We start from the raw sequence: 26,691 nt of genomic DNA on the forward strand, positions 1-26,691 counted from the left end.
TATGCCCAAACCCACCGCCCTCGCCATCGTCGCGCATCCGGACGACATCGAATTTTCCATGGCCGGCACGCTCGTGCTGCTGCAACGCGCCGGTTTCGAAATCCATTACCAGACCCTGGCCAACGGTTGTCATGGCAGTCAGGAGTACGGTCCACGGCAGTTGGCGCGCCTTCGTCTGGGCGAAGCCAAACGCGCGGCCAAAGTCCTGGGCGCGCACTTCCATCCGCCGTTCGTCAACGACATGGAGATTTTTTATGACCTCAAATTGGTCCGGCGCGTGGCGGCGGTCATCCGCGAGGTGCAACCCACGATTGTGCTGACGCATCCGCCGGTGGATTACATGGAGGATCACACCAACACCTGTCGCGTGGTCGTTTCAGCGGCCTTCACTCACGCGATGCCGAACTTCCAATCGCTTCCGCCCCGGCCAACGGCCGATTACGATCTAACCATTTACCATTGCATTCCGCACTCGATGCGCGATCCGCTGCGCCGCCTGACGCCACCGGAAATTTTCGTGAATATCACCGACACGCAACCGGTGAAGCGGCGCGCCTTGTTGGAGCACAAGAGCCAGATCGCGTGGTTGGTCGCCAGTCAGGGCATGGATTCCTTTGACGCAAAGATTGAGGCGGACGCCAGATTGCTCGGCAAACTCTCGAAGAAGTTCAAACTGGCGGAAGGGTGGTCGCGCCATTTGCATTACGGTTTCAGCGCGAACGAAGTGGATCCGCTGCGGGATGCTTTGGGGAAAAACTACGCGCTCAATCGCTCCTACCAAAAATTCCTCGGCTGATCCGGCGGTTTGCCCTGATTGCGACAGCAACTGAATAATTAGCCGGAACGATCAGTTGGTCCGGGTGGAACGGCCAACTTGGCCGTTCTGGGCGGCAACCTGCCGCCCAGCTGAGCGTGCGGGGATCGCGCCCCATTGGGTTCGCACTCTTTGCGTTCGGCTGTCGGGCTGGTAGCCCGACAGAACGGGCCAGTGGCCCGTTCCACCGGAACTCCAATCGAATGGTTACGGATTAGTGCTTGTGGACCCGGTGCTATTGCGCCCACCGCACGCGATAAAAGCGCGTGGCGGGCGTGCTGGTCGGATCGGTGACTGTGGCGGTGTTGCCCGTAAGCAGAATGCTTGTCAGCACGTTCCAGTTCAGTAGCTCGGTCGAAGTCTGTACTTCGTAAATGTTGCCGGCGGCACCCGCGAATGAAAACTGCGCCTGACCGCCGCTAAAATTCAACGAGCTGACGTTGATCAATGGCGTGGTGTTGGTGTCGAGCGTGTCGGCGCTGAAGTTGTCGAAATGCGCGCCGCGCGTTCCCGGATAAGTTGCCGGACTGCCCGGATGCCAACTGTAACCCACACCGCAAACTCCGGCCGGGTGAGCCGTATCGTTCATCTGAACCAACAACGCGCCATCCAGATAAAAGCGGAGGTTGTTGCCGCGCGCTTCAACACGCATTCGATGCCAGCCGCTGGTGGCGCGATATTGTGGCGTGGCAAAAAAATCCGTGATGGCCGCGTCGGTCAATCTGGCCGCGCGCAACCGCCCGTCGTCGCTGTCCCAAAGGAACGCGTAGCCATTACCCGCGCCTTCGAAGGTGGTGTCGAGTCCGGCGAACCCATCGTCACGTAGAAAAATTCCGTAGCGTTCCCACGCGCCATTGGCGAGGTAGCCGGGCGCATAATTGAAATACACGTCGCACTGGACGTAATAATTCTGGTGGCCGGGTTTGCCCACGGTCACCGATTCCGTGGTGCCGTAACCGAAATTGGTGCGATCCGTCACCAGCAACGCTTTGCCGTCACCGCCCGACGCCGGTGGACTGAAAGTTTCCACCACCGAACGGTTGAACTTGGGTCGCCCGAACATGGATTTGCCGACAGTGCTGAAATTTTCCTGAATGGGAAACGTGTTGTTCGTCAACGTGGCCAGATCAATCCCGGGCCGCGTCAGTTGGGGATAGACAATCATCCGCGCGGTGGGTTTGACCCAACCCCACGCGGGCGTCGCGCCGGGCAGCGGAATGCGATAAAACCCGTTCGTGCTCTGATCCGCGACAAAGCGTCCGCCGCCAAACAGAATCTGTCCGAGTTGGCTGGCGCTTTCATTGGGTGTGGCGCGCATGGCGAACTTCGTGGCCAACTGCCCGAGTTGGGTAAAGGGAACCTTATCCGGCAGCGTCTGAATCACCGTGCCGTCAAAGACTTCATAGGCGTCCGCGGCGCGAATCCAGCCGCTGCGGTACGCGGTTTGATTCGGGATGAACACCAGGTAATAACCGTGCTTCGGGTAGCTGCAAAAATAAAGTTGATCCCGGTGCGCGGTGGTGATGACGGGGCTGCTAACGAATCGGTCGGCGCGAATGGGGGTGCTCGTTGCCGCGACGCGAATGACTCGTCCCACCTGCATCGTTCCGGTGGGATTGAACACGATCGGATACTTGAAATGTCCCCAGTAGAACGGACCTGTTTGCGTGCCGCTGCCGCGCACCTCGGTTTGCACGTGAACGTGCTCGGAAGTCGAGTTGCCCGTGTTGTCGGAGTAACCGACCAGATCGCCCACGTTGACGGGTTGGTTCACGGCCACCGTCACTTGCAGCATGTGCAGATACAGCAGGTCCAGCGGTTCGCCGTTGGGCGAAAAGCCGTTCGCCTGAATGCGCACGTAATTGCCGCCGTAAGTGGAATGATCGTTGGGGGGAAGGCCGTTGACCACTTCCGTTACGAGGCCCGAAACGGCGGCGTACAGCGGCGTGCCGCTTTGCACGGAAAAATCGGAGCCGATGTGGTTGTCATAAGCGTGAGGTGAAACCCAACTGGTCCCCGACCAACCCGTCCAATCCGCAATGACGCCATTTGCCGGGTTCAAATCCTTGAAGGCCTCGATGATGAAACCGTCCGCAAACGGGAGGAACTCGTAAGGCCCGGGCGCAACCTGGGCGCCCGCGGTGGTTGCGATGGCGATGGCCGCAAGACCGCCAAACCATCCGAGTGGTGCGGCCAGCGAACGACGAAACTTCTGATTCACGATCCCAGCATACGAGCGCCGTCAGTTCAGGCAATGGTCTTTCGCCATGCACTTTTTGTTTGAGTTATTTGCTTGAGTAACGAGACTACCGCGACGAACCGATTTAACCAGTAACGAAAACCGCTTATGTCACGCAAACTCAGCGCCATCTCGCCCGATTGGTGGGACTACACCACGCTCGACGACGAAATCATTCGCGACACCGTCAAGCTCACTCCGGAAAAAATGCTCCAGCTCTCGCGGCCCGGCTTCAAGGTCGCGATGTATGACACGCTCGAAGATTTTTATCTGGCCGAAGCGCTGGAATACGTCGCGGCCTGGAAGCAATCCACGCCGGATAATCCGGTGGGCATTTGTGGCCCGATCGGTCCCACGGAACAATTGCCCCTGGTGGCGCGGATCGTGAACGACCTCGGACTCAGCGTGCGCTCGGGACATTTTTGGGGCATGGACGAATGGGTGTTGGATGGCCGGGAGGTGCCGCCCAGTCATCCGCTTTCCTTTGAAAAGGCTGATCGCCAATTGTGCTTCAATCGCATCCGCAAAAACCTCGTGATGCCGGATGGGAATCTGCACTTCCCGAAAGTGGACGCGACGGCGTTCAAGCGGAGTTGGAATGTCGGGGTGCGCTGCGCGGTGATGCAGGGCGGTCAGGGCGACGTGAAACATTGGGCTTTCAACGATCCGGTGCGTCGTACCGGCAAGTACAAAAAGGCCCCTCCGACGCCGGCGGAATACCGCAAACTCGGCACGCGCGTGGTGAATTTGCATCCGCTTACCGTCGCGCAAAATGCGCGCACCTCGGGCGGCGGCAATATTTCGCTCGTGCCCACGCAGGCGGTCACCGTCGGTCCGGTGGAAACCTGGAAAGCGGAGAAAGTTTCCATCTGGCACGCCGGGCATCACGACAATCCTTTCGGGCAACGCCTGACCTGTTTGATGGTGGCGAAGAAAATCCCCGATTCGTCCGTGCCGATGTCGTTGTTGGCGGACCATCCCAACGTGCAATTCAATTATTATCGTCCGGGGATCGGCACGTGCGCGGTGGCCATGCATTGAACCGGATCGCGCCCGACTCCGCGGACCGACTGCGCTTTGAGCGCGAGTTGTGGCAAAGCGGCCTGACGCGCGTGGCTGGTGTGGACGAAGCGGGACGCGGACCGCTGGCCGGCCCCGTCGTGGCGGCGGCAGTGATTCTTCCCCGCACCTGGTTGCAATCCGGGTGTGACCAACGCTTAATCGAACTGAACGATTCCAAGCAGCTCGCGGAGGCCCGGCGCGAGGAATTTTTCGCGCTGCTGATGACGCATCCCGACCTCTGCCACGCCATCGCCGTGGTGGACGCCGCCGCGATTGATCACCTCAATATTCTACGCGCCACGCATCGCGCCATGAATGAGGCACTGGCGCAGTTGCCGCATCGTCCCGACCACGTCCTGGTGGATGGCCGACCGGTGAAAACCATGACGCTGCCGCAAACCGCGCTGGTGAAAGGCGATGCGCGCAGTTATTCCATTGCCGCCGCCAGTGTGTTGGCCAAAGTGACCCGGGACCGGTTGATGCAGGAGTTCGATCGGCAATTTCCCGAGTATGGATTCGCCACGCACAAAGGCTACGGAACGGCGCAACACTTGAAAGCCCTTGCCGCCCACGGCCCCTGTCCGATCCACCGCCGCAGCTTCGCACCGTTACGGCCGCGCGAACCGGACTTGTTTCGTTCCCACCTTTGACGCGGAGATTGTGACGCGATCACGCCTTGCCGCACCGCCTTGGGTGCGGCGAAATGAGGTTCCATGGTCTGGCGTTTTGAGTTGAAATGACTAACAGTCACTTACGTATGAAGTTGTTGAACCAGTATATTGTCCTTAAAAAGGAAGAAGCGAAGAAACAGCTCATCTCCATTCGTTTCATAATTAGCACAGAGGTATGAATGGTCAGCAACAGAAAAGGCGATGATCACAATCTTAATCTTGCGTTTGATTGCGGTGGTTGCACTCGTTGTATCAATCTACGCTTACGATAACTTGATCCGACGATTCTGCGGGAAATACCCAAACGAGTGGCGGCTTGCAGGTCGTCCGTGCGGGGTTATCTTTCAAGGTCGCCAATGGTTGCAAGTGAGTTCGCTCAGACAAATTGCAATATTCATCAAAATAACTTTCAGTAGGCCTGGCTGGGTTGCAAAAGATGAAAGACTTGCATCGCTTTGGAAGCTCCACCTTATAAGCTATGGCACTCTTATGGTGGATGCCATTCTGCTTGGCTGGCACGCGCTTTCTTCACAGGCTGCCTGACCGATTACTGTTGCCGTGAATAATCGCCTGTGGGGCACGACGTCAAAAACCAGCACCAGCACCTCACTCCACACGTTCCGCGTGGATGGAAAGAACCAAGTGACGAAATGGAACCGATCAGCGGTTCAGTCCGATTCGATGAGGTGATTACTTCTGGGAGCGCACTCGTCTCGGGTGCGGTTCGCCGCGTCTCGCGTCGAACACCGGATGGTGCGGATTGGCCGCAAGTTGGTGCGATTTCTGTCGGGCGGGACGCCCGCCAGCACACGCGAGACGCGTGTGCTCCCCAGTTGCCGTTGCACGATCGCGACCGCGAAATAAGCCAACGGCGCGGTGGCGGGGCAGTTTGAATATGACCCGTTTTTGCAAGTTATCCGGGCGACGGAGCTGTTGGCGTATCGGATGTCGCTCTCTCGGGCGGCGAAGTATCACGACGGTCTTTTATCAAAGCATTGACAAAGCGAACCAAACTAATGAGGCTGGTCTCTGTGAAAGCCCAACCGACCAGCAGTGAACTTCGCGCCTTTGCACACTCGTTAAACTTTTTTTCGAGGAAAAGAATGAACTTCGCAACGAGGTACAGACCATATCCCTTGTGTCTGGGGCTGATATTTGTTCTATCGTTGGTTCAGCTTACCAAGGCAGCGCTGCTGTTCGAGGACAATTTTGATCGTAGCTTTCCGGGCTGGGAGGTTGTTCAGCCGCCGGGGCAGTACATAGACGGCCCTTTGTCCTGGCGATACGACGTTGTCAGCGGCGCGTTTACCGAGCAGAGCAACATTTACACGGACAACGCGAGTTACTCTCCCACCGCTGTGGCGCCCATGTTGATCAATGCGGCAACTACGACCGGTGCGTTTACCTACCAAGCGCGTTTGACTGCGGGGGACGATGATGGTTTTGGTCTGGTTTTCGGCTATCAGAATCCCACTAACTTTTATCGGATTGTTTTTGCGCGTCAGGCGCGCAGTGCCGGGTTTCCGTGGACCGGGTGGAGTGTGGATCGCATGGTGGACGGTACCGCCACCAACTTGTTTGGGTACGGCAAACCGGGATATGCTCAAACCTTCATCAATCGCGCCGGGATTGCGTTCGACGTGACCGTGTCCGTGAATGTCGCCAACCAACTGACTTTGCAAGTGGTGGATAATCCAACCGGCAGTTCAGTAACCTATCCGCTCGTCACCGCCCAGGAACTCCCAGAGCCGGTGGTTGGGCGGGTGGGCATTTTTACCTGGGGAATGAGCGGCGGATCGCCCAACGGCTTCCGCATCGAAAACCTGGATTTGTCGCCGAACGGCTTGGCGGGGAACCCGAACGCCCTGACAGATTGGACCGCGTTGATCCCTCCGCGCATGGCGGGAAATAACGCATCACTTTCGAGCCAACCCTTTTGGTCTTTGCCGACCGGGACCGATGGCGCTTACGGGCGGCTCGAGGAAAGTGGAGATTGTTTTGCGGGGAACGATGCGGCCGGTCAGGTGGATTTCACGGGGCCGACCTTGGTGGCCGGAAATGAAAACTGGTCTGATTACGTCTTCGCCGCGCGAATTACTCCTTGGGACGATGACGGTCAGGGGATCATTTTTCGTTACCAAAATCCGTCGAATTTTTATCGTATTGCGTTGCGAGCCCAAGCCTCCAACATCGGCATCCCGACCGGACTTTCCATTCAAAAAAATATCAACGGTGTCTATTCAGAAATTTATCGGGATAATCCTCCCATTTACCGACCGGCAACTGGAGTGCCGTACGATCTCATCGCCAAAATCAACGGAGAGACATTGGACGTCGCGCTGGTAGTGGACCCCGACGGAACGGCGGAAGTTTTCGACTACGGCCCTTTCACCGTTACGGGCAGCGATCATGGCAGGATCGGACTCTTGAGCTGGGCCATGACTCGCACGGATTTTGATTGGGTATCGGTTCACGATGGGGCCGCGCTTTACGTTTCGTCCGCTGAAGGTTCGCCCAGTCCCGCTCGCGGCGTGCACAGTTATCCTCCCGGACAGGTGGTGAACTTATGGGCGGGGCTGCCGGATTTCAGCGTTCCGGGAGTGCGAAAATTTCCCATCGGATGGGCTGGGACCGGTGTCGTTCCCGCCACGGGCAACACCACTAATTTGACGATTCGAGCCAATGATTTCTCTCGCCTCGCCTGGCTTTGGCAGACGGAGTATCAATTGACGGTGACCAATCAATCCGGCGGCACGGTTTCCTTTCCGGCTGGTGAATGGTTTCCGGACGGCAGCAACATCACCGTTAGCGCTCACGCCGATCCGGGTTTCGTTTTCGAGGGTTGGTTGGGAGATTTGCTGTCAAGTTCGCCGACGCTGAACTTCGTGATGGATCAACCCTATCACCTGCGGGCGATGTTTACGGCGGATAGTGACGGAGATGGATTACCGGATTCCTGGGAGCTGGCGTATTTCGGCAATCTCTCGGAAACGGCCGCCGGGGATCCAGACGCCGATGGCCGCACCAACTGGCAAGAATTTCAGGACGGCACCAATCCAACCGTGGCGGATATTTTACGGATCGAAAGTTTGGAACTGGTCAACAATCAGAGCGTCCTCATCATTTCAAACAATACGGGCACGCGCTTTAGTATTCAGGATGCCATCACCATCCCCGGCACTTGGACGACTCTGGCAACGACTCAGTATCTCAACACTTACACCTCGGCGTTACCGTCCACTTCCACCGGTTTTTGGCGTTTGCAACAACCCAAACGCGCTCCGGAGGTTCTGCCGTTTGTGCCGGGTTCGTGGACGCTGGTTTTACTGCCGGACACGCAAGTTTATTCGCAAAGTTATCCTGAACTCTTCAAAGACCAAACCCGATGGGCGGTTGCCAACCGGGAGCGCTACAATATCAAATACGTGTTGCAACTTGGAGATATCGTCAATGTGCCGTACGCGTTGAATCAATGGACGAATGCGCGCGCCGCGATGTCCATCCTCGACGGGCAGGTACCTTACGCCATCGCCACCGGCAATCATGATCACGGCTCAACGGGAGTTTCTTCGGATCGCACCACTGTGGTGAATGACTTCTTCCCGGTTTCCCACTTCACCAACTGGCCAACCTTCGGCGGCACGTGGGAGCCCAATCGCATCGAAAACAGTTACCATCTGTTCAGTGCGGGCGGAGTGGATTGGATAGTGCTCGCACTGGAATGGGGGCCGCGCAATTCTCCCGTAGCCTGGGCCAATCAAGTGTTGGCCAATTATCCCGATCGGCGGGCCATCCTGATCACGCACGCCTACATGTATCATGACGAAACCCGTTATGATTGGGCCACGCGCGGCGCCACCCAACAATGGAACCCTCACTCCTACGGCACGGCCAGCGATCCCGATGGCACCAACGACGGCGAAGAGTTGTGGGGAAAACTGGTCAAACGCCATCCCAACTTTGTGTTGGTCTGCAACGGCCACGTTTTGGGTGATGGTTTGGGGCGACTCAGCAGCACCAATGATTTTGGCGGCGTCGTTCATCAAATGCTGGTGAATTACCAAATGAAAGCGCTTGGCGGTGAAGCCTTTCTCCGGTTGGTGGAATTCCTGCCCGATGGTAAAACCGTGCAGGTTAAAGCCTATTCGCCGCTGTACGGCACTTACAAAACGGATTCACAAAATCAATTCATCCTCACGTTGGATCCACCGTTGTTTTGACAAGTTGACCTGCAGCTCATGACTCCCACAAAGCTCTGAACGGCGCGAGTCTTTAAGCGACGACGATTCAGGAAAATTCTGGCGTTGCGAAAATTCGATAAAATTCGAGCTTGACTGATTAAGGAATTTAGTCTTCGATGCACTCAAGTTACGCCAAATCAAGCCTACGCCTGAAAAATTTGCACAAGGCGAGTCAGTGTATTAACGCGTACCAAACAACTAAGCCTGAACGAACGTACAAACTATGAAATCCTCAACGACTCACCAATGGTTTGCTCTTCCCACCCTCACCGTCGCTGTCCTGCTCGGTGGCGCACTTTCCCTGCGCGCCATCCCGGCAGAGGTTCTATACTCTGACGATTTTGAAGGGGGCATCCCAGGTTGGACGGTGGCGCAATCGCCGGGAAGTTACACAGACGGCCCCGTGCTTTGGCAATTTGTCAAAGTGGATAATTCTTTCCGCGAAAACAGTAACATCTACTTCGACAATGCTACGACTGGAGTTTCGCGGCGCACGGCCATGTTAATCAGTGAAGCCACCGTGCCCGATAATTTTACTTACACCGCGCGCTTGGCTGCCGGTGACGACGACGGTTTCGGTTTGGTCTGGGGGTATCAAGATTACGCAAACTTTTATCGCGTTTCCTTTGCCCGCCAAAATCGCGCAGAGTGGCCGCATACCGGCATCATGGTGGATCGTATGGTGGATGGAGTTCCCGAGGATCTTTCCGGTCCGCATCCTGGTTACGTGAATACCGTGGCTGGGCGGCCCTTTGATGTTTCCATCGGGGTCACCAATGGCTTGCTGACCTTGCGAGTGGTGGACGATCCGCTGGGCGCAGTGGGTGGCCCCATTCCCTACGACCTGATTGTAGATCAACCGCTGCCCACCATGGCCAACGGTAAAGTGGGCCTCTTCACTTGGGGCATGCAGGGACCTAATTCACCAGCTGGGTTCTCCGTCCAGAGCCCGGCCCTCAATGGTAATCCGCTGGATACGGAAGCCATCAACACTGTCCTGACCAACGGTTGGAGCTTCACGGTTACTCCGAGTTCGTCCAATGATTACCCCAACGACACCGGCAATTGGGGTTTTGGTGTCGGTCTCGATGGTTCGCTGGGGATGATGATCGAGAACAACGATAGCGCTCCGGAAAATACTACTGCCACCAGCACGAACACCCCGGTGAATGCGGCCGTGGCCGGAGATGTGAACTGGACCAATTATATTCTCAGCGCCCGCTTCGTCACGCCGGATGATGATGGTTTTGGATTGCTGTTGCGTTACCAGGATCGAACCAATTGGTATCGGATCGCGTTCCGGCGGCAGAACAGTCAGTCGGGCATCAAGCAGGGAATTTCCGTGCAGAAAAATGTCAATCGAACCTTCGACCAAATGTTGTCGAGCACGGCTTTTATTCCTCCGATCAACGCTCCTTTTGATGTGCATGCCGCCGTTCGCAATAACCTTCTGCAAGTCATGTGCGTGGTGGATCCGGATAGCCCGATTCCGACGATTACCAGTTTCGGCCCCATTGACATGGGGGCCAGCGCGTTAGTGCCGGATAATCTGCCCAATGGCAAGGTTGGCGTTTTTAGTTGGGCCCAGCGGAGCGCCGGTTCTGGCGGATACGGGACGGGGGTGGATTGGCTCCAAGTCCGAAAGGTCAACAACGAAGGCTTGCTGATCTCATCAACCTATGGAAGCCCCGAGCCGCCGGTGGGTCTGAATGATTTTCCCATCAACGGCTCGATCACGGCTCGCGTTGATAATGTTGTGGTGACTGCGCCCGGGATTCGTCAGGTGTCCATGGGCTGGTCAGGCGGCGGCTCTGCACCTACTTTTGGCTCGACCAATGAAGTCGTTTTCACCCTCACGCAACTGTCGTATGTGAGCTGGAACTGGCAGACTCAGTATCAGCTCGCCGCCGGGGCAACTCCAGGCGGCTCAATCGTAACTTCGGACGGGCCTTGGGTGAACCGGGCGGCCGATGTCACCCTTGAGGCGGTTACGAATCCAGGTTACGTCTTCACTGGTTGGAGTGGCGACACTCGATCCACTGCGCCGAAGCTGACTTTGACCATGAACCGGCCGTACTCAGTTACCGCCAATTTCGCGGTGGATTCCGACGGCGATGGCTTGCCGGATGAATGGGAATTCCAGTTTTTTGGCAATCTTTCGCAATCGGGGGGCGCCGATCCTGACCAGGATGGAAAAGATAATCTCACGGAGTTGCTAATGGGTACCAACCCTACCTCGCGCGAAGAAGTGGTGCTGACCGATGAGTTGTCTTCCCGGTGGATCAATGAAGCCCGCGATCGTGCGTTGCCGGGGTGGTTCGTAGTCACCAATTTCGGCCCCGACTTCCGCGGCGTCTGGGATACCAGTGATCAGTACCGCTATGCAGATGCGCCGGGACCGGACGATTTTCCGTTTATTACGCAAACCTCTTTCGGCACCAACGCCAGCTTCCAAGGTCCGGCCATTGTTGTTCGTCCGGATTCGTGGAACCCGGCTTGGGCGGATAATTTTTCCCTCTCGGCCGAATGTAGCGTTGGGGACAACGACGGCATCTGTCTCTACTTCCGCTACCAAAATCTCACCAACTGGTACCGGGTCACCTTGTGCGGTACGGATGCCCCGGGCCTGATTCGTCCGTTCACCGGCATTTCGGTTCAAAAACGCGTGGACGGCTGGTTCTCGCTTGTCGAGACGAATTTGATCCAAGGCGAAGGAGTACTCGGGGCGGTATTTCCGGACCCGTTGGATACGTCGGGTTTTAAGAAACTGCGGATTACAGTCAATGGGCAGGGTAATGACTTCGAGGTTCGGGTTATTGGCTGGAATAGTTTCCTGTTCCCGGCTGACTGGGATCCTGGCTTTGAAGTGGTGCTTGGCTTTACCGATGATTCACTGTCCACTGGACGTATCGGAATCGGATCTTGGGCCGAAGGTACTTTTGGCAATTGGAATGCCACCGAGAGTAATCCCGTCGGCTCGGGAGTCTTGATTGACAACATCAACTTGCAGGTCAACGGGACCGACGTCTTCACGGAAGATTGGGAAAGCGTGCCGGATCATGCGCAGTTACCAGCCGGTTGGGAGAATCCGTATGCTGGAGAACTCTATGGATTGGCCGGTGATTGGCACGTTTCTGCGCACGGAACATTGGCCAACTTTACCCGTCGCTACGGTTCACCGCAATCCGGTACCGTGGAGTCTCCCCGTGCGGATGGAGAAGGTCCCATTTTGCTCGCGCCAGCGATAACCAACGCCTCCTATGTGTTGGCGCTTGGAATCCATCCTCTGGACGACGGAGGCATGGGCTTCGTCTATGATTTTCAGGGTACCAACAATTACGCCCGTGTGCTCTTCAACTCGCGCGCGCCAGGCACCGGAGGCATGCTCCAAGGCGTAAACGTCAGCCGAAAAGTTAACGGGACGTGGTCCGACGTTCTCGTTGGTGATAACACCTTTGTTTACGCGCCGGGCAGGCCGTTTGACGTGAGCTTTGCCAATAACAACGGCTATTGCGTACTCGTCGCCTCGCTCACGGATGATCCCGCCCAAGTCCATCGTTGGAGCTGGGCGGATCAACCAGCTGCCGCCGGCAACCGCGTGGGGGCGGCCATTTGGGATATGCCCGATGCACACTACACCTACTTCCAGGTCAGCAGTCTGGTGCCCTCGACACCTTATGAAACCTTGAAGATAACCTCCGCCGCGCTTGTCTCCGGCAATATCGTCTTGGGAATTCAGAAACCGGCCGGTGCGACCTATCACCTCCTGAGCGCCCCGAATGTGCTCGGACCGTACAGCACCAATGCGCTAAACCAAACCGGGGCAGAATATATCGAACCGGCGCCAACCGGGAATCGGTTCTACCGACTCCAACTTGTGCCGTGAATGGGAGCCACCACGCCAGTGAGGTGTCACCAATGAATTCCCAGTTTGAGAAATTCGCGAGTGAACGTCATCGTCAGATCTGTAAGGTTGTGGCGTTCACTCTGATCGAACTGCTGGTGGTGATTGCCATTATCGCGATCCTAGCCGCCATGCTGTTGCCGGCTCTTTCGCGGGCCAAGGAAAAGGCGTATCGGATTAGCTGCCAGAACAATAACCGGCAGGTAATGATCTGTGCTCAACTCTATTCTGAAGATTGGCCGAATTACTACTACTACACCACCAGCATTGGCGATGATTCGGCGCCGCAATCGTATTACCCCGCACTCATTCCCAATGTTAAGGTGTTCAATTGTCCGAGTACCCGAAATCAAATTCGGATGGATTACAAGGATCGCACCGGAAAACTGCTGGATCTTTCAGAAACCTGCCGAGGTGATCGGCTCTCCAAAGTATATCAATATGGCACCAGTTATGAGTTCTTCGGTAAATTTGAACGCGAGCCGTATCGGGATATTTACAAAAATCCCCGGACCGTTGCGCCGATGGGCGCCACCCGTGTCGTAATCGTGGTGGATGCTGACGATACCAGCTCGGCTTTCCCAGCCAACAAACGAAACAACCGACCTGACCCACCCAATAACCACGGCGAAACCGGTTGGAATTGGGGGTTTGCCGACGGTCACGCCGAGTGGGTGAAAGCAATTGACACCTATCAAAAACTTCTCGACAGCTACATGACCAGCGGCACCGAGTACGGCCCGGGACCATAGCGACGTGAACCTGTGATGTCCGTGGAAGTTCCACGGGATCAAAGATTTCCTGAATTGGGGGCTTGACGTTTTGGGATTGCGGTTTATACACAGAGACAGGCAATCATTCACAACAACGACCTCTTATGACACTAACAAAACGTGACTTGGTGGTTCGGATCAGCCAGGCGACCAACCTGAAGCAGGAAGACGTATTGAATGTCGTGCAAAAAACCCTGGATAACATCGCCGAGGCGCTTGCCAAAAACGATAAGGTCGAGTTGCGAAATTTCGGCGTGTTTGAAATCAAAATTCGCAAGGCGCGCGTGGGGCGAAATCCCAATCAGCCGGAGACGGACGTGCCCATTCCCGCCCGGGCGGTGGTGAAGTTCAAGCCCGGCAAGGAAATGGCGGCCGCCGTGCTGAAGTTGTCGTCCACGTCGCCCGCCGCCTGATTTACCGCTCGACCGACCCGCTTTCGCACTGCGGAGCATCTTTTTCTTTTTTGCTCCGGGCGGCTTTCGCGTAAGCTGCGGACTTTATGGAGCATTTGCCCGGTTTCCGTGATTTCTACCCCGAACCGTTGCCGCATCAGGACGTGTGGAGCGCCGACGCGCGCCAATATCTTTTCGGCAAGTGGCGTGAAACGGCGCGGCGTTACGGCTTTCGCGAATACGACGGACCGCCGCTCGAACCATTGGAATTGTTCACGCTCAAAAGTGGGGCGGAGATTGTCGGTCAGCTTTACAACTTCAAGGACAAGGGCGATCGGGAAATTGCACTGCGGCCGGAGATGACACCAACGTTGGCCCGGATGGTGGCGGCGCATGAGCGCAATTACAAGAAGCCCATCAAGTGGTTTGCCATGCCGCAATTGTTTCGTTACGAACGCCAGCAAAAGGGGCGATTGCGGGAACACTTCCAATTCAATGCCGACATTTTTGGGGAAACGGATGGCGCGGCGGACGCGGAATTGATCGCGTTGTTGATTGATACGTTGCGCGCGTTTGGTCTGACCACGCAGGATTTTGTGGTGCGCCTCAGCAGCCGTAATGCGTGGCAGGATTATTTCACCCAACACGGCGGACCCGCGGGACGCGAGTATGATTTTTTTCAGGTGATTGATAAATTGGAGCGAACATCACCGGAAGAATCGCAGAGCCAGCTCGTGGCGTTGGGCTTTTCGCTCGAGGCGGTGCAGGGCTTCATCCGTTCCGGCGAGCCAACGGCTGAGTTGGCGGCGATTCTCGACAACCTCGCCGCGCGCGGTCTGCGCGAGTTTGTGAAGGTGGATTACCACGTCGTGCGCGGCCTGGCGTATTACACCGGTCCCGTTTTCGAGGCGTTCGACGTTCAGGGCGAATTTCGCGCCATTGCCGGCGGCGGGCGCTACAACAATCTGGTGAAGCTGATCAGTGGCGGTAAAGTGAATCTGCCCGCACTGGGATTTGGCCTGGGCGACGTGGTTTTGCTGGAGCTGCTCAAAGCGCGCGGCCGGTTGCCTGGGTTCGGCGCACAGGTGGATGTCGTGGTGTTGATTGAAGATGAAAAGTTGCGCGCTGGCTCGTTGCGGTTGGTGCAAACTTTGCGCGAGGCGGGGCGAACCGTCGAGTATGCGCTGACTCCCACCAAGCCGAACAAACAGTTCAAGCAGGCGCAGGAATTGCGCGCCGGATGGACGATAAAGTTGCAATCGGAAAACGCGGTGGAAGTTCAAAACCTGCAAACGCGCGTCCGGCAATCCGGTCCCCTCGCGGAAGCACTGAGCTTGCTGACAACCGCATAGGCGCGTTCGCCGGATGATGGGGGCGGCTTTGATTTCTCGAATATTTTCAACCTGATTTCACACGCATGAAATTAAATCCGGAGCGGCGTCTGGCCGGCATACTTGAACCGGTCTTTGCCATTCGCACGGAAACCGACCTCGGCATTGGCGATACGGATGGCGTGCGGCAAATGATTGATTGGTGCGCGCGGCTGGGACTGAACCTTTTTCAAATGCTGCCGATCAACGAAACCGGCGGCGATAATTCTCCTTACAACGCGATCAGTTCGATGGCGATTGAACCGGCCACGCTGGCCGTTACTCCAGAGGCCATCCCGGATTTATCCGCGGCGGAATTTTACGCTCGCGCCACGGAAGAACGCGTCGCGCCCTTGCGTCGCGGAGCGGTGAACTACCCGGCGGTCAAGGCGCTCAAGCACGAATTGCTCGAAGCGGCTTTTGCAGGATTTTTGGAACGGCATTTTGAGCGCGGCACGCAACGCGAGGCGGACTTCAGGCAGTTTTGTAAAGCTCACGCGGTTTGGCTGGCAGATTACGCTTTGTTCCGGACGTTGCTCGAGCAGCACGATCATTCACCCAACTGGGAACGTTGGCCGCAGGAGCATCAGTCTCCGCAAGCCGCGCGCACGTGGCTGGCGACCTTGCCCCCAACCGGGCGCGCGGAGTTGGAGCGCCGGCAGCTTTATTTTTCCTACGCACAATGGCAGGCGTTTTTGCAGTGGGAACAACTGAAAACTTACGCGACGCAAAAGCAGGTCTATCTGATGGGCGACATTCCCTACGGCGTCGGACGGAACAGCGCCGACGTTTGGGCGAACCGGAGTTTGTTCGATCTGGATTGGAGCGGCGGCGCACCACCTGAAACCACCTTCAAAACTGATCCGTTCATTGTCAAATGGGGGCAAAATTGGGGCGTGCCGTTGTATCGCTGGGACGAGTTGCGCCGGCGCGATTTCAACTGGTGGCGTCTGCGGGTTGGTAACATCCGGAAGGTGTTCCACCTGTTCCGCATTGATCATGTGCTGGGGTTGTTTCGCATTTATGCGTTTCCCTGGACGCCGGATCGCAATGACGAATTTCTACCACTGACCGAAGCGGAAGCCGCGGCGCGCACGGGGGGGCGGTTGCCGGGTTTCAAGGCGTGCCCCGATGATACGCCCGAGCATAAAGCACGCAATCAGGCACAGGGTGAGGAATTGTTGGAAATGATCCAGGCCGCGGCGGGGGAGACGGTGGTGATTGCCGAGGACCTGGGATTGGTGCCGGATTACGTGCCGCCTACGTTGCAGAAACTGGGCATTCCGGGCTTTCGGATTCCGATGCTGTTTCGCGATCCGGATTGGAACTATTCCGATCCCCGGAAGTATCCGCGCCTTTCGCTGGCGCAACCGGCCACGCACGACCATACCCCGCTGGCACTGCTCTGGCAGCAATGTTGGACGGACATTGACGCAAACCGCGATCGCGAGCACAACCATTGGGAACTGCGGCGCATTATGAATTTCGCCCATTGTTACGACGAGGTAACGCCGCGCGAATTTACGAACTCCATTCACGAAGGATTTTTGCGCGCGGTCATGGAAGCCAATTCCTGGCTGGCGGTCTTTCAAATCCAGGACGTGTTTGGACAGACGGCGCGATTCAATGTGCCGGGTTCGACCTCGACCGCCAATTGGTCGGCGCGCATGGAGGCGACGGTGAAACAGTTCGGCACGGAGGCTCAATTGCGGCACAAGGCGAACGTTCTTGCGCGGTTGGCCAAGAGCGCTGGACGCGGCGCGGGGCTGGATTAGTCACTCGCTATTGGGGGTGCGCTGTGTTCAAAGGCGGTTGCCGAATTGAGGGTGGAACAACCGTCCCGAGGGTGGGTTGCGTGGGTGAATTGCTGTAAATAATTATCGGGGTCGCCGTAAAAAAATCTGTAGTTTTGGTCATATTTCAGCGAAAAACGCGGCTTTTTAAGGATTTTTAGAGTTACGCGTTTGGGTTGCGGGTTGACCTACCGGGTTTGTATCTCCAGACTGCTGCGAACCGCCGGGCGCATGGTGTGTCGCGGACGGCAATCTAATTATGGCCGAAGGATACTGCGTTAAGTGTAAAGCCAAGAAGGAAATTGCTGACGGCATTGAGGAAACCATGAAGAACGGTCGCAAGGCCATCAAGGGTAGATGCCCGACTTGTGGCACGGTAATGTTCAAGATCCTCGGGGGGAAACCCGTGAATCCATCCGTGGCCACCCTGCCGACCGAACCGCCCCCGACCGCTTAAATCTATGTCGCAAGAGCTTGCTTACGTTGTTCTCACTCCCTATTCACTACATAAATCACGTACCGGCGGTATTCTAAGCCGCCTTATTTCTCGCACCGGGCTTGATCTGGTTGCCGCGCGGATGTTCGCGCCGAGCGCCCAGTTGGTGCAACAATATGTCGAATCAGCCGCAGCCATCAACGGCGCTTCTGATGCCAAAATCCAAAGATGTTTGCGGGATTACATTCTGGGGAAATTCAGTCCCGATCCGCATACCGGAAAGCGGCGGCGCGCGATGGTGCTGGTATTTCGCGGCGATGATGCCGTCCGCAAGGTGCGCGCGGTGGTCGGGACGCTGGAGGCGAACCGTCGCGGCGGGGAAACGATTCGCGACACCTACGCGGATTTGATCGAGGATGCCAGCGGTCAGGTGCAGTATTTTGAACCGGCGGTGCTGGCGGCGGTGAATTCGGCAGGCGCCGCGGCCGAACTGAAACTTTGGGCGCAGTACTCGGATGCGGATGGCGGTTTGCTGGAAAATGTCAACACCTACGCACCGGGGGAGCAACCGGAGCGCACGCTGGTCTTGATCAAGCCGGATAACTTTCGCTTTGCCACGGGGCGTCCGGGTAACGTGATTGATTTCTTTTCGCGCACGGGATTGTTCATCGTCGCCATCAAGGTGCATCGCATGAGCGTGGCGGAGGCGATGGAATTTTACGGTCCGGTGCGTGAGGTGTTGCGCACCAAACTAAAAGATATGGTGGCGAACAAAGCGAAGGCCGCCGTGGAAAAGGAGTTGGGATTGGCATTGTCCGGCGAGGTGGTGAAACAACTGGGCGAACTGCTCGGACCGGTGTTTGGGGATAATCAATTTGATAACATCGTGCGCTTCATGTCGGGGCGCGCGCCATCAGAATGTCCCGCCGATGAGTTGAGCCAGCCGGGTTCGGAAAAGTGTATCGCGCTGATTTACGAAGGCGTTGGCGCGATTGCCAAGATTCGGGATGTGCTCGGGCCAACGGATCCTTCCAAAGCGCCGCCCGGCTCCATTCGACGCGAATTTGGCTCCAGCATCATGGTCAACGCCGCCCACGCCAGCGACGCCCCGGAAAGTGTCGTGCGCGAAGTGGGCATTGTGCAACCCGCTGACAACACTTTCCGCCGCGAGATCGAAGCGTTTTACGCGAAGGCTTGATCGGTGCGACAAGGTGGCTTCAGGTCGGGCGTTGCCGTTGGGTTTTGCGGTTTGTCATCCAAGCCGGACTTCGAGGCGATCGGCCCCGTCCGATTTTGAGGTGGAGGCGTAATGGCTGTTTTCTTCGACACCCACGCGCATCTGGATTATCCCGATTTTCAAGCGGATTTCCCGCAGGTGTTGGAGCGGGCGCAAGCTGCCGGAATCACGAAGTTGATTTGCATTGGCACGGATTTGGAGAGCAGCCAGCGGGCAATGCGTCTGGCCGGGCAGCACGATTGCGTTTTTGCCGTCATTGGCTGGCATCCCGGTGACGCGCTGAATGCGCCGGAAGACATCCGTCCCGCGTTGCGCGAATGGGCGCGTCACCCGAAAGTTGTGGCCATCGGTGAAACCGGATTGGACTACTATCGGCTGCCGAGCCAGCAAGAGCTGGGAACGGTGGCGGATGATGAGCGCTATAAACTCCGGCAAGCACGCCTCTTTCAACAACAACTCGAGGTGGCCGCGGAAACGGGACTTAATTGCGTGATCCATCAGCGTGGCGATTGTTTCGAGGATACGCTGCGCTTGTTTGAGCCGTTCATCGGGCGGGTGCGCAGTGTGTTTCATTGCTTTTCCGGCGATGCGTCGTCGCTGCGGCGAATCTTGGAAATGGGATCGCTGGTCAGTTTCACGGGGATTGTCACGTTCAAGAACGGACAAAATGTGCGGGACGCACTGGCCGCCACGCCGATGGGGAAATTCATGCTGGAAACCGACGCGCCGTTCCTCGCTCCGGTCCCGTTCCGCGGTAAACGTTGCGAATCGGCTTACGTAAAAGAAATTGCCGCCGTGGTGGCGCAGGTGAAAGATTGTACGCTGGAAGAATTGAGCGCGGCGACGTGTCAAACCGCCTGTGAGTTTTTTCCCAAACTGAAGTAAAGCCACCTCCACCTGCGGAGTAAGCTCCGGCGTTTCTTGCCGACCGCCGTTTTTTGCAAGTCCGGAATCCTAATTCCTCCTCTTGGCTCGCGGGGCCAGTTACCTTGAAACAATGGAAACGGGCGGAGTTGGGGAGGATATTTTTTCCAAATTTTAGGGGTTCACAAATCGGTCGTATGTGCTACGGTTTCGCCGATGACCCAATTTCAAGCCACCAACACCGCCCGATTTGGCGAACGACGCCCGGCGAAAAAAGCGTCGTTGGCGGTGGCATTGGGTGAACCACGTTCAAACTGCAACCACGGAGGCCACGTATGACTCATACCATTCCTATCAGTGAAATTCTCGCTTACAAAGGCAATCAGGCCTGGTCGGTGCCGGCGGAGGCGACGGTGTTGGACGCCATTGAAGTGATGGCGGAGAGAAATGTAGGTGCTTTGCTGGTACTCCAAAGCGGGCAGTTGGCCGGCGTGATTTCCGAACGGGATTACACGCGCAAAATTGTTCTCAAAGGGCGTTCATCCAAGGACACTCCCGTGCGCGAGATTATTTCGGGATGCGTAATCACCGTTGGCCCCGATCACACCGTGGAAGATTGCATGCAGTTGATGACGCAGCATCGCATCCGTCATCTGCCGGTGGTGCAAGGGTCGGATATTCTGGGCGTGATCTCCATCGGAGATCTGGTGAATTGCATCATCTCCAACCAACACAGCGCCATCCAGCAATTGGAGACCTACATCTCCGGAGTTCCGACACCCGCGGCTTGACGATGTCCCGCGTACCGCCAGATGAGCGGCGGACCAGTGCAGTCTGCGCCGCCAAAGCTGCGGAGCAGCGCGAGACGGTAGCCCACGGCGCCAGCCGCGGGAAAATGACGGCCCCGGAACAAGCCCCGTAGAGGCGACAGATTTAGGTGCGCGCCGACGGTTTTCTATCGTCTCTGTCGGGGCTTATGATTCATGCGACCGTAACCCACAGCTTGCGCTGTGGGCTACCCTCTTATCGCGCCTCTGGCGCTGGAATTTGCGACGGTCATAGACCGCCGCTACAGGGCACGAAACTCCGCACCCTCACGCCGCCGACCGGTCTTAGCGCGCGATTTTCGGTGTCGCGCGTTGCTTCGTGAAGGTGACGGAAACCTGGGCCGCTTGCGGGAGCGGAAACTTCTTTACGGTTACCGTGACGGCGCGGGGCGGGTATTCTCGCAAGATCAAATCCGCGAGGTCGCAGGCGAGCTTTTCAATCAGTTTCCATTCACGGCCCGTGCCAAGCGCCGTGATTTTTTCAGCGACGGCGGCGTAATCAATGGTGGCCGCAAGATTATCGTGGGCGGCGGCAGTGTGAAAATCGTGTTCCATTTCGATCGTCAGCAACAGGCGCTGTCGTTGCGCGCGTTCGGTATCGGGCACGCCCACGCGGAAATGCACTTCCAAATCGGTGATGGTAATCGTAGCCATAATTTCAAGGTTGGGACGTTTGCTGGATGACCGCCTCGATCAGGATGCGGGTCGGGGTATTCAACGGCATCTGGAGCGAGGCCTCCAGATTAAGCCAGCGGAACTCCTGGGATTCGTCGTTGAGTTGGACCACCGGCTCCACCTCGCAACGACAGGTGTAGTTGAGCAGAACAAAGTGAGCGTTCCGATAAAATTCCTTCGAGTGAATGCAATCCTGCACCAGCACGAATTTAATCCGGTCCACCGACAAATTCGTTTCCTCCTTTAGTTCACGTTGCAACGCGGCGGTTGCCGTTTCGCCCCACTTGATTTTGCCACCAGGGATGCCCCAGAGGTTCGACCACTTGTGGGTGCGGACCAGCAGCACTTCGTTTCGATGGTTGAAAATCAAACCCCCGACGGTCGCAATGGGCGGATGGTTTTCCTCCGCTGAACCGTTCGGGGGGGTGAGCTGAAAATGATTCTGGCGCAGGATGGTTTGCAACTCGCCCAGGTGTTCGACGATCAATTCCGGTTGGGCGGCGCGCAATTGCGTCAGCGTATTGTAGCCCGTCAGCACCGCGCAGGAATGAATGCCGCCATGTCGCGCGGTCTCGATGTCGTGTTGCATGTCGCCGATGAACAAGGTTTCGGCGGGACGCAGTTGGTTCTCCGCGAGGATTTCATGGATTTTTTTGCGCTTGTCCCAAATGCCGACGTAAGGGCGCTCGAGGTACTGGCCGAAATCGGTCGCACGGTTTTGGGTGGCGAAATGTTCCGGCGCAACGGTGCTCAGCAAGAAGGCGCGAATCTGGTGCTGACGACAAAATTGCAAAAAAGCTTCGGCGTGGGGCAGGGCGACGACGGAAGATTGCACCTCGCGAAACCGGCGGTGAAACCATTCTTCCAATTGAGCCATCGGCACGTCGGGTGTGTAGCGGTCGTAGAAGCCCTGGAAGGGAAGGCAAAATTCGGCGCGAAACCGGGCCAGCGAAATCTCCGGTCGCCCCGCCTGAGTAAGCACGTAATTGGATGCTTCCCAAACCGCCGGGAGGTCATCCACCAACGTACCCGACCAGTCGAAGATGATATTGCAAATCACCAGGTGATTTTAGCCGGCTTCGTTCGCTTGCACAGCCATTTTACCGGGCGGATCGAAGTGAAAAATTTTTGACCACGATCAAGCCCATCCGGCTCGATTCACATTGGCGTCAAGGCGACGTTATTCTAAACTGCCCCGGCCAGATGGATGTAAATCTGGAAGATGATTTGATGGAAGCAGCACTACCGACTCCCGCCGCGCCTGTGGAACGAACGATTTCTTCCCCCCGTTCTGGTCGCAAACCGCGTGTCAGTTTGCTCCTGCGCTTTCTGGTGGCGGGCTTGATTTCGCTTCTCGTGGTGGTCGGCTGGATGATGTGGCAACCGTCCATTTTGGCGACTTACCACTACAACCAATTTGTCATTGCCGCCACGCATCTCGTGGTGCTGGGTTTTGCCGGCACCATCATCATGGGCGTGATTTACCAGTTGGCTTCGCTGGCGTTTGAAGTGGAGTTGCACAGTGTGCGCCTGGCCAAATGGCAGTTCATCGTTCACCTCATCAGCTTCGTTGGCATGATCTGGATGTTCCGGATCTGGGATATGAAACAGGTTGGGCATTTCGGCTCAGGCCTGGCGCTCGGCGTTGCGCTGCTGGCCTACAATGTGGCGCGCACGCTCTGGCGGATGCCGAAATGGAACGTCATTGCCGTTTCGGTGGCGGCGGCGGTGTTTTGGTTCGGCGTCGCGGTTTTTGTGGGACTCTCCGTTGCCGCGGCCAAGTGTGCGTATGACGCCACGGAAGGATTGGCGACCGTGGAAGGCGTGCGCCAGTTCGTCGGAGGATTGCGGATCACGGCGCAAGTGGTTTCCCATTTTGATGCCATCAGTTTGATGCACGCCCATGCGCATATTGGCGTGGTGGGCTTTTTCATCATGCTGATCGTCGGCTTGTCGTATCGGCTGATCCCCATGTTCGCGCTGACCAGGATTCAAAATCGCCGGCGGGCGGCGCTCTCGATTTTATTGCTGAATCTCGGCGTGGCGGGCGCCGCCGTGACGATTGCGTTGCGCAGCGCCTGGAAGCCGGTTTTTGCCGGAGTCATCATCGGCGGATTGATCGTCTTTGCGTTGGAAGTGCGTGCCATGTTGAAAGCGCGTACGACGGCGCGGCTCGATTGGGGATTGAAATCTTTTCTGGTGGCGCTCTGGCTGCTGTTGCCGTCCAGTGTCCTGGCTTTGATTTTATCCTGGCCCGAGCTTCCGCCCACCCAATTTTACGGCATGTTGGAAAATGTCTATGGGTTCGTGGGTTTGTTCGGCGTCGTGACGTTGGCGATTTTTGGCATGTTGCATAAAATCCTGCCCTTGCTGGTCTGGCTGGAAGTTTACTGTCATCACGCCGGGCGCGCGCGGATTCCCGCCGCCAACGCGATGGTTTCTGAGCGGATACAATTTTCAGGTTTGATCATTTACCTGGCGGGTTTGGCGATCATTTCGATGGCGATATTACGCGGAAACGAACTCTGCGTCAGGTTCGGCGCGGGCCTTTTGTTGGTGGGCGTTGGATGCTTTGGCACCAACATCTGTCGCGTGCTGAGCCATTATTTCAAACCGGTCTTAAAAGCGATTCCGGGAGCCAAGGCTTCCATGACGCAAGAGTAACCGGGGCGGAGCGACGATGAATTTATTCTGAAGTTCGTTTTACCATTGCGTCAAATCGTGCGCGCCTATTAACCCCGCTTCTCAAGAAGCCGCATGAACCGATGCCTTTCGTTTCCGTCCCATCACGCCTCTGGATCGAAACACTGCCGAGAAAACTGAGGGTGTTGGCGCAGAAACAGTTCAATATCGGAATCTCACGCGTTGTAACCCATTCGGTATCTGATGATTTACCCAATAATGGCCTCTGCCGGTTCGGCCTGAAATTTTTTATTAAAAAGTTAAAATAAGTATTGCCTTAGAATAAGATATGCTTCACAGTCGTTGACGGTTGCATAACAAAATAAGATATGAAACGAAACATACTCAAACAGCTTAGTTTGCTCGCACTCGCCAGCGTAATGACCAGTGGTCTGTACGCGGCCGAGGGACAGGTCATGGCGAATGGCGTTAAATTAGTTGATCCGGAAGTGACCGGTGAAGAGGAGGCGGTGCTTACCCAAGCTCCGCACGTCCCGCCACCCATCACTCGCAAGCACGCGACCAAGGTCGTCGTCCACCTGGAGGTGCGTGAAGTCACCAAACGCCTGGCTGATGGTGTGGAGTATGTGTTTTGGACGTTTGGCGGCGATGTCCCCGGCAGCTTCATCCGGATCCGTGAAGGCGATCAGGTGGAGTTTAATTTAAACAACCATCAGGGCAACAAAATGCCGCACAACATTGACCTGCACGCGGTAACGGGCCCTGGCGGCGGCGCAACGTCCTCGTTTACGGCGCCCGGTTATTCTTCGCGGTTCTCCTTTAAGGCGTTGAATCCCGGGTTGTATGTTTATCACTGCGCCACCGCGCCGGTGGGGCTGCACGTGGCCAATGGCATGTATGGCTTGATTCTCGTCGAACCCAAGGAAGGCTTGCCGCCGGTGGATCGTGAGTACTACGTCATGCAGGGCGAGTTCTACACCATGGGCAAATATGGCGAGGAAGGTTTGCAATACTTCGACATGGCCAAGGCGGTGGATGAACGCCCGCCCTACGTGGTGTTCAACGGTGCGGTCGGCTCGCTGGTGGGCGACAAGGCTTTGACCGCCAAGGTGGGGGAGCGGGTGCGATTGTTCATCGGCAATGGCGGCCCGAATCTGATTTCCTCTTTCCACGTCATTGGCGAAATTTTTGACAATGTTTATCAGGAAGGCGGCAGCCATGTGACCCACAACGTCCAGACGACGATGATTCCGGCGGGCGGTTCAGCGGTGGTGGATTTCAAGGTGGAAGTGCCGGGCACTTACATTCTGGTGGATCACTCGCTGTTTCGGGCGTTCAACAAAGGTGCCATCGGCATGTTAAAAGTTGAGGGCGCGGATAACAGCATTGTTTATACGGGCAAGGAAGTGGACGCGGTTTACATCGGCAAAGCGATGGACAGCGGTTCGGAACAGCGTGTGGCGCAACTCAAGGAAGCCGTGGCGGAAGAGATCCGGGACAACCCCAAGATTGCCAAGTTGACCAAGGAAATCCAGATGGCCAAGGGCAAGGATGTCTTCATGCAAACGTGCTTCGTTTGTCATCAAGCCAACGGCGAAGGTATTCCCGAGCAAATTCCACCGCTCGCCCAGTCGGATTACTTTGCCAAGATGACGGATGATGAAGCGATTCACATCGTGATTGCCGGGCGCAGCGGCGAGGTGATTGTCAACGGAAAGAAATACAACGGCGTGATGACGCCGCTAAATTATCTGACGGACGATCAGATTGCCAACGTGCTGACCTATGTGCGCAACAGCTTCGGCAACGAAGGTGGAGTGATTGGCGCGGACGCGGTAAAACGGGTGCGCGCGACGATTGCTCCGCCCACCAGTACGAGTCAGTTTGAGTAAATAGTTTGGTGAAGTTATGAAACGAGTCCACCCCATTGCTTTCGGGCTGCTGATCCTGGCGGCCGGGGCTTGGGGTGGACTGGCTTTGGCCGAGCCGACAGTCCCGACGGGCATGGTGTTGATCCACGGCGGGACGTTCAAACCGATGTTCCGTTCGACGGCGGATTTCAAGGAAGTCGAGGTCAAGCCGTTTTGCCTGGATCAATTACCCGTAACCAATGAGGAGTTCCTGCGGTTTGTGCAGGCCAATCCGCGCTGGCAACGCTCCGCCGTGAAGCGGCTGTTCGCGGGCGCAACTTACCTGAAGCATTGGGCGGGCGATTTGGAGTTGGGACCGGAAGCGCCGCCGCGCGCGCCGGTGACCTTTGTTTCCTGGTTTGCCGCCAAAGCCTACGCGCAATGGGCCGGGAAACGATTGCCCACCACGGCGGAATGGGAACTCACCGCCGCGGCGGGTTACACCAATGCGAATGGCGAGTTGGACGCGGAGTTTCGTCGCGATTTACTGGCGTGGTATTCATCGGCCATGCAACCGCTCAACCACGTTGGAAGCGGACGAACCAATTTTTGGGGCGTGTCCGATCTGCACGGATTGGTCTGGGAATGGGTGGCGGATTTTAACACGTCCATGGTGACCGGCGATGCGCGGGGTGACACCGGGCTGGATCGGCAATTATTTTGCGGCAGCGGCGCGGTGGATGCGCGGGATGTGAATGACTATGCGGCGTTCATGCGCTACGGGTTCCGCAGCAGTCTGAAAGCGGATTATTGCGTGCATAATCTCGGCTTTCGTTGTGCCAAGGATTTATGAAAGGTAACCAAACAAGGCGGCAAGATCGGTCGCTGAATCCGGTGGGC

General features: G+C 56.7%; 18 protein-coding genes and 1 pseudogene. 16 read left to right on the forward strand and 3 right to left on the reverse strand.

Translation table 11 applies throughout. The features are described from left to right. Position 1: 1 nt before the first annotated feature. Complete coding sequence (locus tag M9920_10675; GenBank protein MCO5052757.1) at positions 2 to 796, forward strand: PIG-L family deacetylase; 795 nt, start codon at positions 2 to 4, stop codon at positions 794 to 796. Positions 797 to 1,049: 253 nt separating this feature from the next. On the opposite strand, the gene M9920_10680 is transcribed toward M9920_10675, so the two are convergent. Next, complete coding sequence (locus M9920_10680; protein MCO5052758.1) at positions 1,050 to 3,035, reverse strand: M23 family metallopeptidase; 1,986 nt, start codon at positions 3,033 to 3,035, stop codon at positions 1,050 to 1,052. Positions 3,036 to 3,161: 126 nt separating this feature from the next. Between M9920_10680 and M9920_10685 the strand changes: the two genes are divergently transcribed. From M9920_10685 to M9920_10740, 12 genes and pseudogenes are all read left to right on the forward strand, one after another. Beyond that, on the forward strand, positions 3,162 to 4,094 hold the full coding sequence (locus M9920_10685) for a glucosamine-6-phosphate isomerase (GenBank protein ID MCO5052759.1): 933 nt from the start codon (positions 3,162 to 3,164) through the stop codon (positions 4,092 to 4,094). Beyond that, positions 4,073 to 4,765, forward strand: a complete 693-nt coding sequence (locus tag M9920_10690) for a ribonuclease HII (protein MCO5052760.1) — start codon at positions 4,073 to 4,075, stop codon at positions 4,763 to 4,765. Before M9920_10685 ends, M9920_10690 begins: the two co-directional genes overlap by 22 nt. A gap of 1,124 nt (positions 4,766 to 5,889) precedes the next feature. Next, positions 5,890 to 9,006, forward strand: coding sequence for a hypothetical protein (locus M9920_10695; protein ID MCO5052761.1), 3,117 nt, complete (start codon positions 5,890 to 5,892; stop codon positions 9,004 to 9,006). Positions 9,007 to 9,250: 244 nt separating this feature from the next. Further along, the gene (locus M9920_10700; protein MCO5052762.1) at positions 9,251 to 12,913 is read left to right on the forward strand and encodes a hypothetical protein; all 3,663 of its coding nucleotides are present in this window, start codon (positions 9,251 to 9,253) and stop codon (positions 12,911 to 12,913) included. A 32-nt stretch (positions 12,914 to 12,945) separates the two neighbouring features. Then, positions 12,946 to 13,683: a prepilin-type N-terminal cleavage/methylation domain-containing protein gene (locus tag M9920_10705; protein ID MCO5052763.1), complete on the forward strand. Its 738-nt coding sequence runs from the start codon at positions 12,946 to 12,948 to the stop codon at positions 13,681 to 13,683. Positions 13,684 to 13,808: 125 nt separating this feature from the next. Next, a complete protein-coding gene (locus M9920_10710; GenBank protein ID MCO5052764.1) occupies positions 13,809 to 14,117 on the forward strand; it encodes an integration host factor subunit beta in 309 nt (102 codons plus the stop codon). A gap of 86 nt (positions 14,118 to 14,203) precedes the next feature. Beyond that, positions 14,204 to 15,448: an ATP phosphoribosyltransferase regulatory subunit gene (locus M9920_10715; GenBank protein ID MCO5052765.1), complete on the forward strand. Its 1,245-nt coding sequence runs from the start codon at positions 14,204 to 14,206 to the stop codon at positions 15,446 to 15,448. Between the two features lie 65 nt (positions 15,449 to 15,513). Further along, complete coding sequence (locus tag M9920_10720; GenBank protein ID MCO5052766.1) at positions 15,514 to 17,241, forward strand: 4-alpha-glucanotransferase; 1,728 nt, start codon at positions 15,514 to 15,516, stop codon at positions 17,239 to 17,241. Between the two features lie 277 nt (positions 17,242 to 17,518). Further along, positions 17,519 to 17,650: pseudogene (locus tag M9920_10725) on the forward strand (DUF5679 domain-containing protein). Positions 17,651 to 17,720: 70 nt separating this feature from the next. After that, entirely contained in the window at positions 17,721 to 18,893 is a 1,173-nt protein-coding gene (locus M9920_10730; protein MCO5052767.1) for a nucleoside-diphosphate kinase, read from the forward strand. Positions 18,894 to 19,004: 111 nt separating this feature from the next. Continuing rightward, entirely contained in the window at positions 19,005 to 19,817 is an 813-nt protein-coding gene (locus M9920_10735) for a TatD family hydrolase (GenBank protein ID MCO5052768.1), read from the forward strand. Positions 19,818 to 20,131: 314 nt separating this feature from the next. Beyond that, the gene (locus M9920_10740; GenBank protein ID MCO5052769.1) at positions 20,132 to 20,587 is read left to right on the forward strand and encodes a CBS domain-containing protein; all 456 of its coding nucleotides are present in this window, start codon (positions 20,132 to 20,134) and stop codon (positions 20,585 to 20,587) included. A 321-nt stretch (positions 20,588 to 20,908) separates the two neighbouring features. Here the strand turns inward: M9920_10740 and folB are convergent, their stop codons facing one another. Beyond that, on the reverse strand, positions 20,909 to 21,277 hold the full coding sequence (gene folB, locus M9920_10745; protein MCO5052770.1) for a dihydroneopterin aldolase: 369 nt from the start codon (positions 21,275 to 21,277) through the stop codon (positions 20,909 to 20,911). Between the two features lie 4 nt (positions 21,278 to 21,281). Then, positions 21,282 to 22,358, reverse strand: a complete 1,077-nt coding sequence (locus M9920_10750; protein MCO5052771.1) for an NUDIX domain-containing protein — start codon at positions 22,356 to 22,358, stop codon at positions 21,282 to 21,284. 68 nt (positions 22,359 to 22,426) lie between these two features. Between M9920_10750 and M9920_10755 the strand changes: the two genes are divergently transcribed. From M9920_10755 to M9920_10765, 3 genes are all read left to right on the forward strand, one after another. Then, entirely contained in the window at positions 22,427 to 23,962 is a 1,536-nt protein-coding gene (locus M9920_10755; GenBank protein MCO5052772.1) for a hypothetical protein, read from the forward strand. A gap of 347 nt (positions 23,963 to 24,309) precedes the next feature. Further along, the gene (gene nirK, locus M9920_10760; protein MCO5052773.1) at positions 24,310 to 25,833 is read left to right on the forward strand and encodes a copper-containing nitrite reductase; all 1,524 of its coding nucleotides are present in this window, start codon (positions 24,310 to 24,312) and stop codon (positions 25,831 to 25,833) included. A gap of 16 nt (positions 25,834 to 25,849) precedes the next feature. Further along, entirely contained in the window at positions 25,850 to 26,644 is a 795-nt protein-coding gene (locus tag M9920_10765; GenBank protein ID MCO5052774.1) for a formylglycine-generating enzyme family protein, read from the forward strand. The last annotated feature ends 47 nt before the right edge of the window (positions 26,645 to 26,691 follow it).

The sequence above is a fragment of the Verrucomicrobiia bacterium genome (assembly GCA_023953615.1).
Taxonomy (GTDB): domain Bacteria; phylum Verrucomicrobiota; class Verrucomicrobiia; order Limisphaerales; family JADLHS01; genus JADLHS01.

Bases quoted from the DNA above. Each gene is read 5' to 3' on its own strand.
- folB (MCO5052770.1), bottom strand. From the start codon at position 21,277: ATGGCTACGATTACCATCACCGATTTGGAAGTGCATTTCCGCGTGGGC.
- nirK (MCO5052773.1), top strand. From the start codon at position 24,310: ATGAAACGAAACATACTCAAACAGCTTAGTTTGCTCGCACTCGCCAGC.
- M9920_10705 (MCO5052763.1), top strand. From the start codon at position 12,946: ATGAATTCCCAGTTTGAGAAATTCGCGAGTGAACGTCATCGTCAGATC.
- M9920_10720 (MCO5052766.1), top strand. From the start codon at position 15,514: ATGAAATTAAATCCGGAGCGGCGTCTGGCCGGCATACTTGAACCGGTC.
- M9920_10735 (MCO5052768.1), top strand. From the start codon at position 19,005: ATGGCTGTTTTCTTCGACACCCACGCGCATCTGGATTATCCCGATTTT.
- M9920_10715 (MCO5052765.1), top strand. From the start codon at position 14,204: ATGGAGCATTTGCCCGGTTTCCGTGATTTCTACCCCGAACCGTTGCCG.
- M9920_10765 (MCO5052774.1), top strand. From the start codon at position 25,850: ATGAAACGAGTCCACCCCATTGCTTTCGGGCTGCTGATCCTGGCGGCC.
- M9920_10730 (MCO5052767.1), top strand. From the start codon at position 17,721: ATGTCGCAAGAGCTTGCTTACGTTGTTCTCACTCCCTATTCACTACAT.
- M9920_10740 (MCO5052769.1), top strand. From the start codon at position 20,132: ATGACTCATACCATTCCTATCAGTGAAATTCTCGCTTACAAAGGCAAT.
- M9920_10685 (MCO5052759.1), top strand. From the start codon at position 3,162: ATGTCACGCAAACTCAGCGCCATCTCGCCCGATTGGTGGGACTACACC.
- M9920_10675 (MCO5052757.1), top strand. From the start codon at position 2: ATGCCCAAACCCACCGCCCTCGCCATCGTCGCGCATCCGGACGACATC.
- M9920_10700 (MCO5052762.1), top strand. From the start codon at position 9,251: ATGAAATCCTCAACGACTCACCAATGGTTTGCTCTTCCCACCCTCACC.
- M9920_10710 (MCO5052764.1), top strand. From the start codon at position 13,809: ATGACACTAACAAAACGTGACTTGGTGGTTCGGATCAGCCAGGCGACC.
- M9920_10695 (MCO5052761.1), top strand. From the start codon at position 5,890: ATGAACTTCGCAACGAGGTACAGACCATATCCCTTGTGTCTGGGGCTG.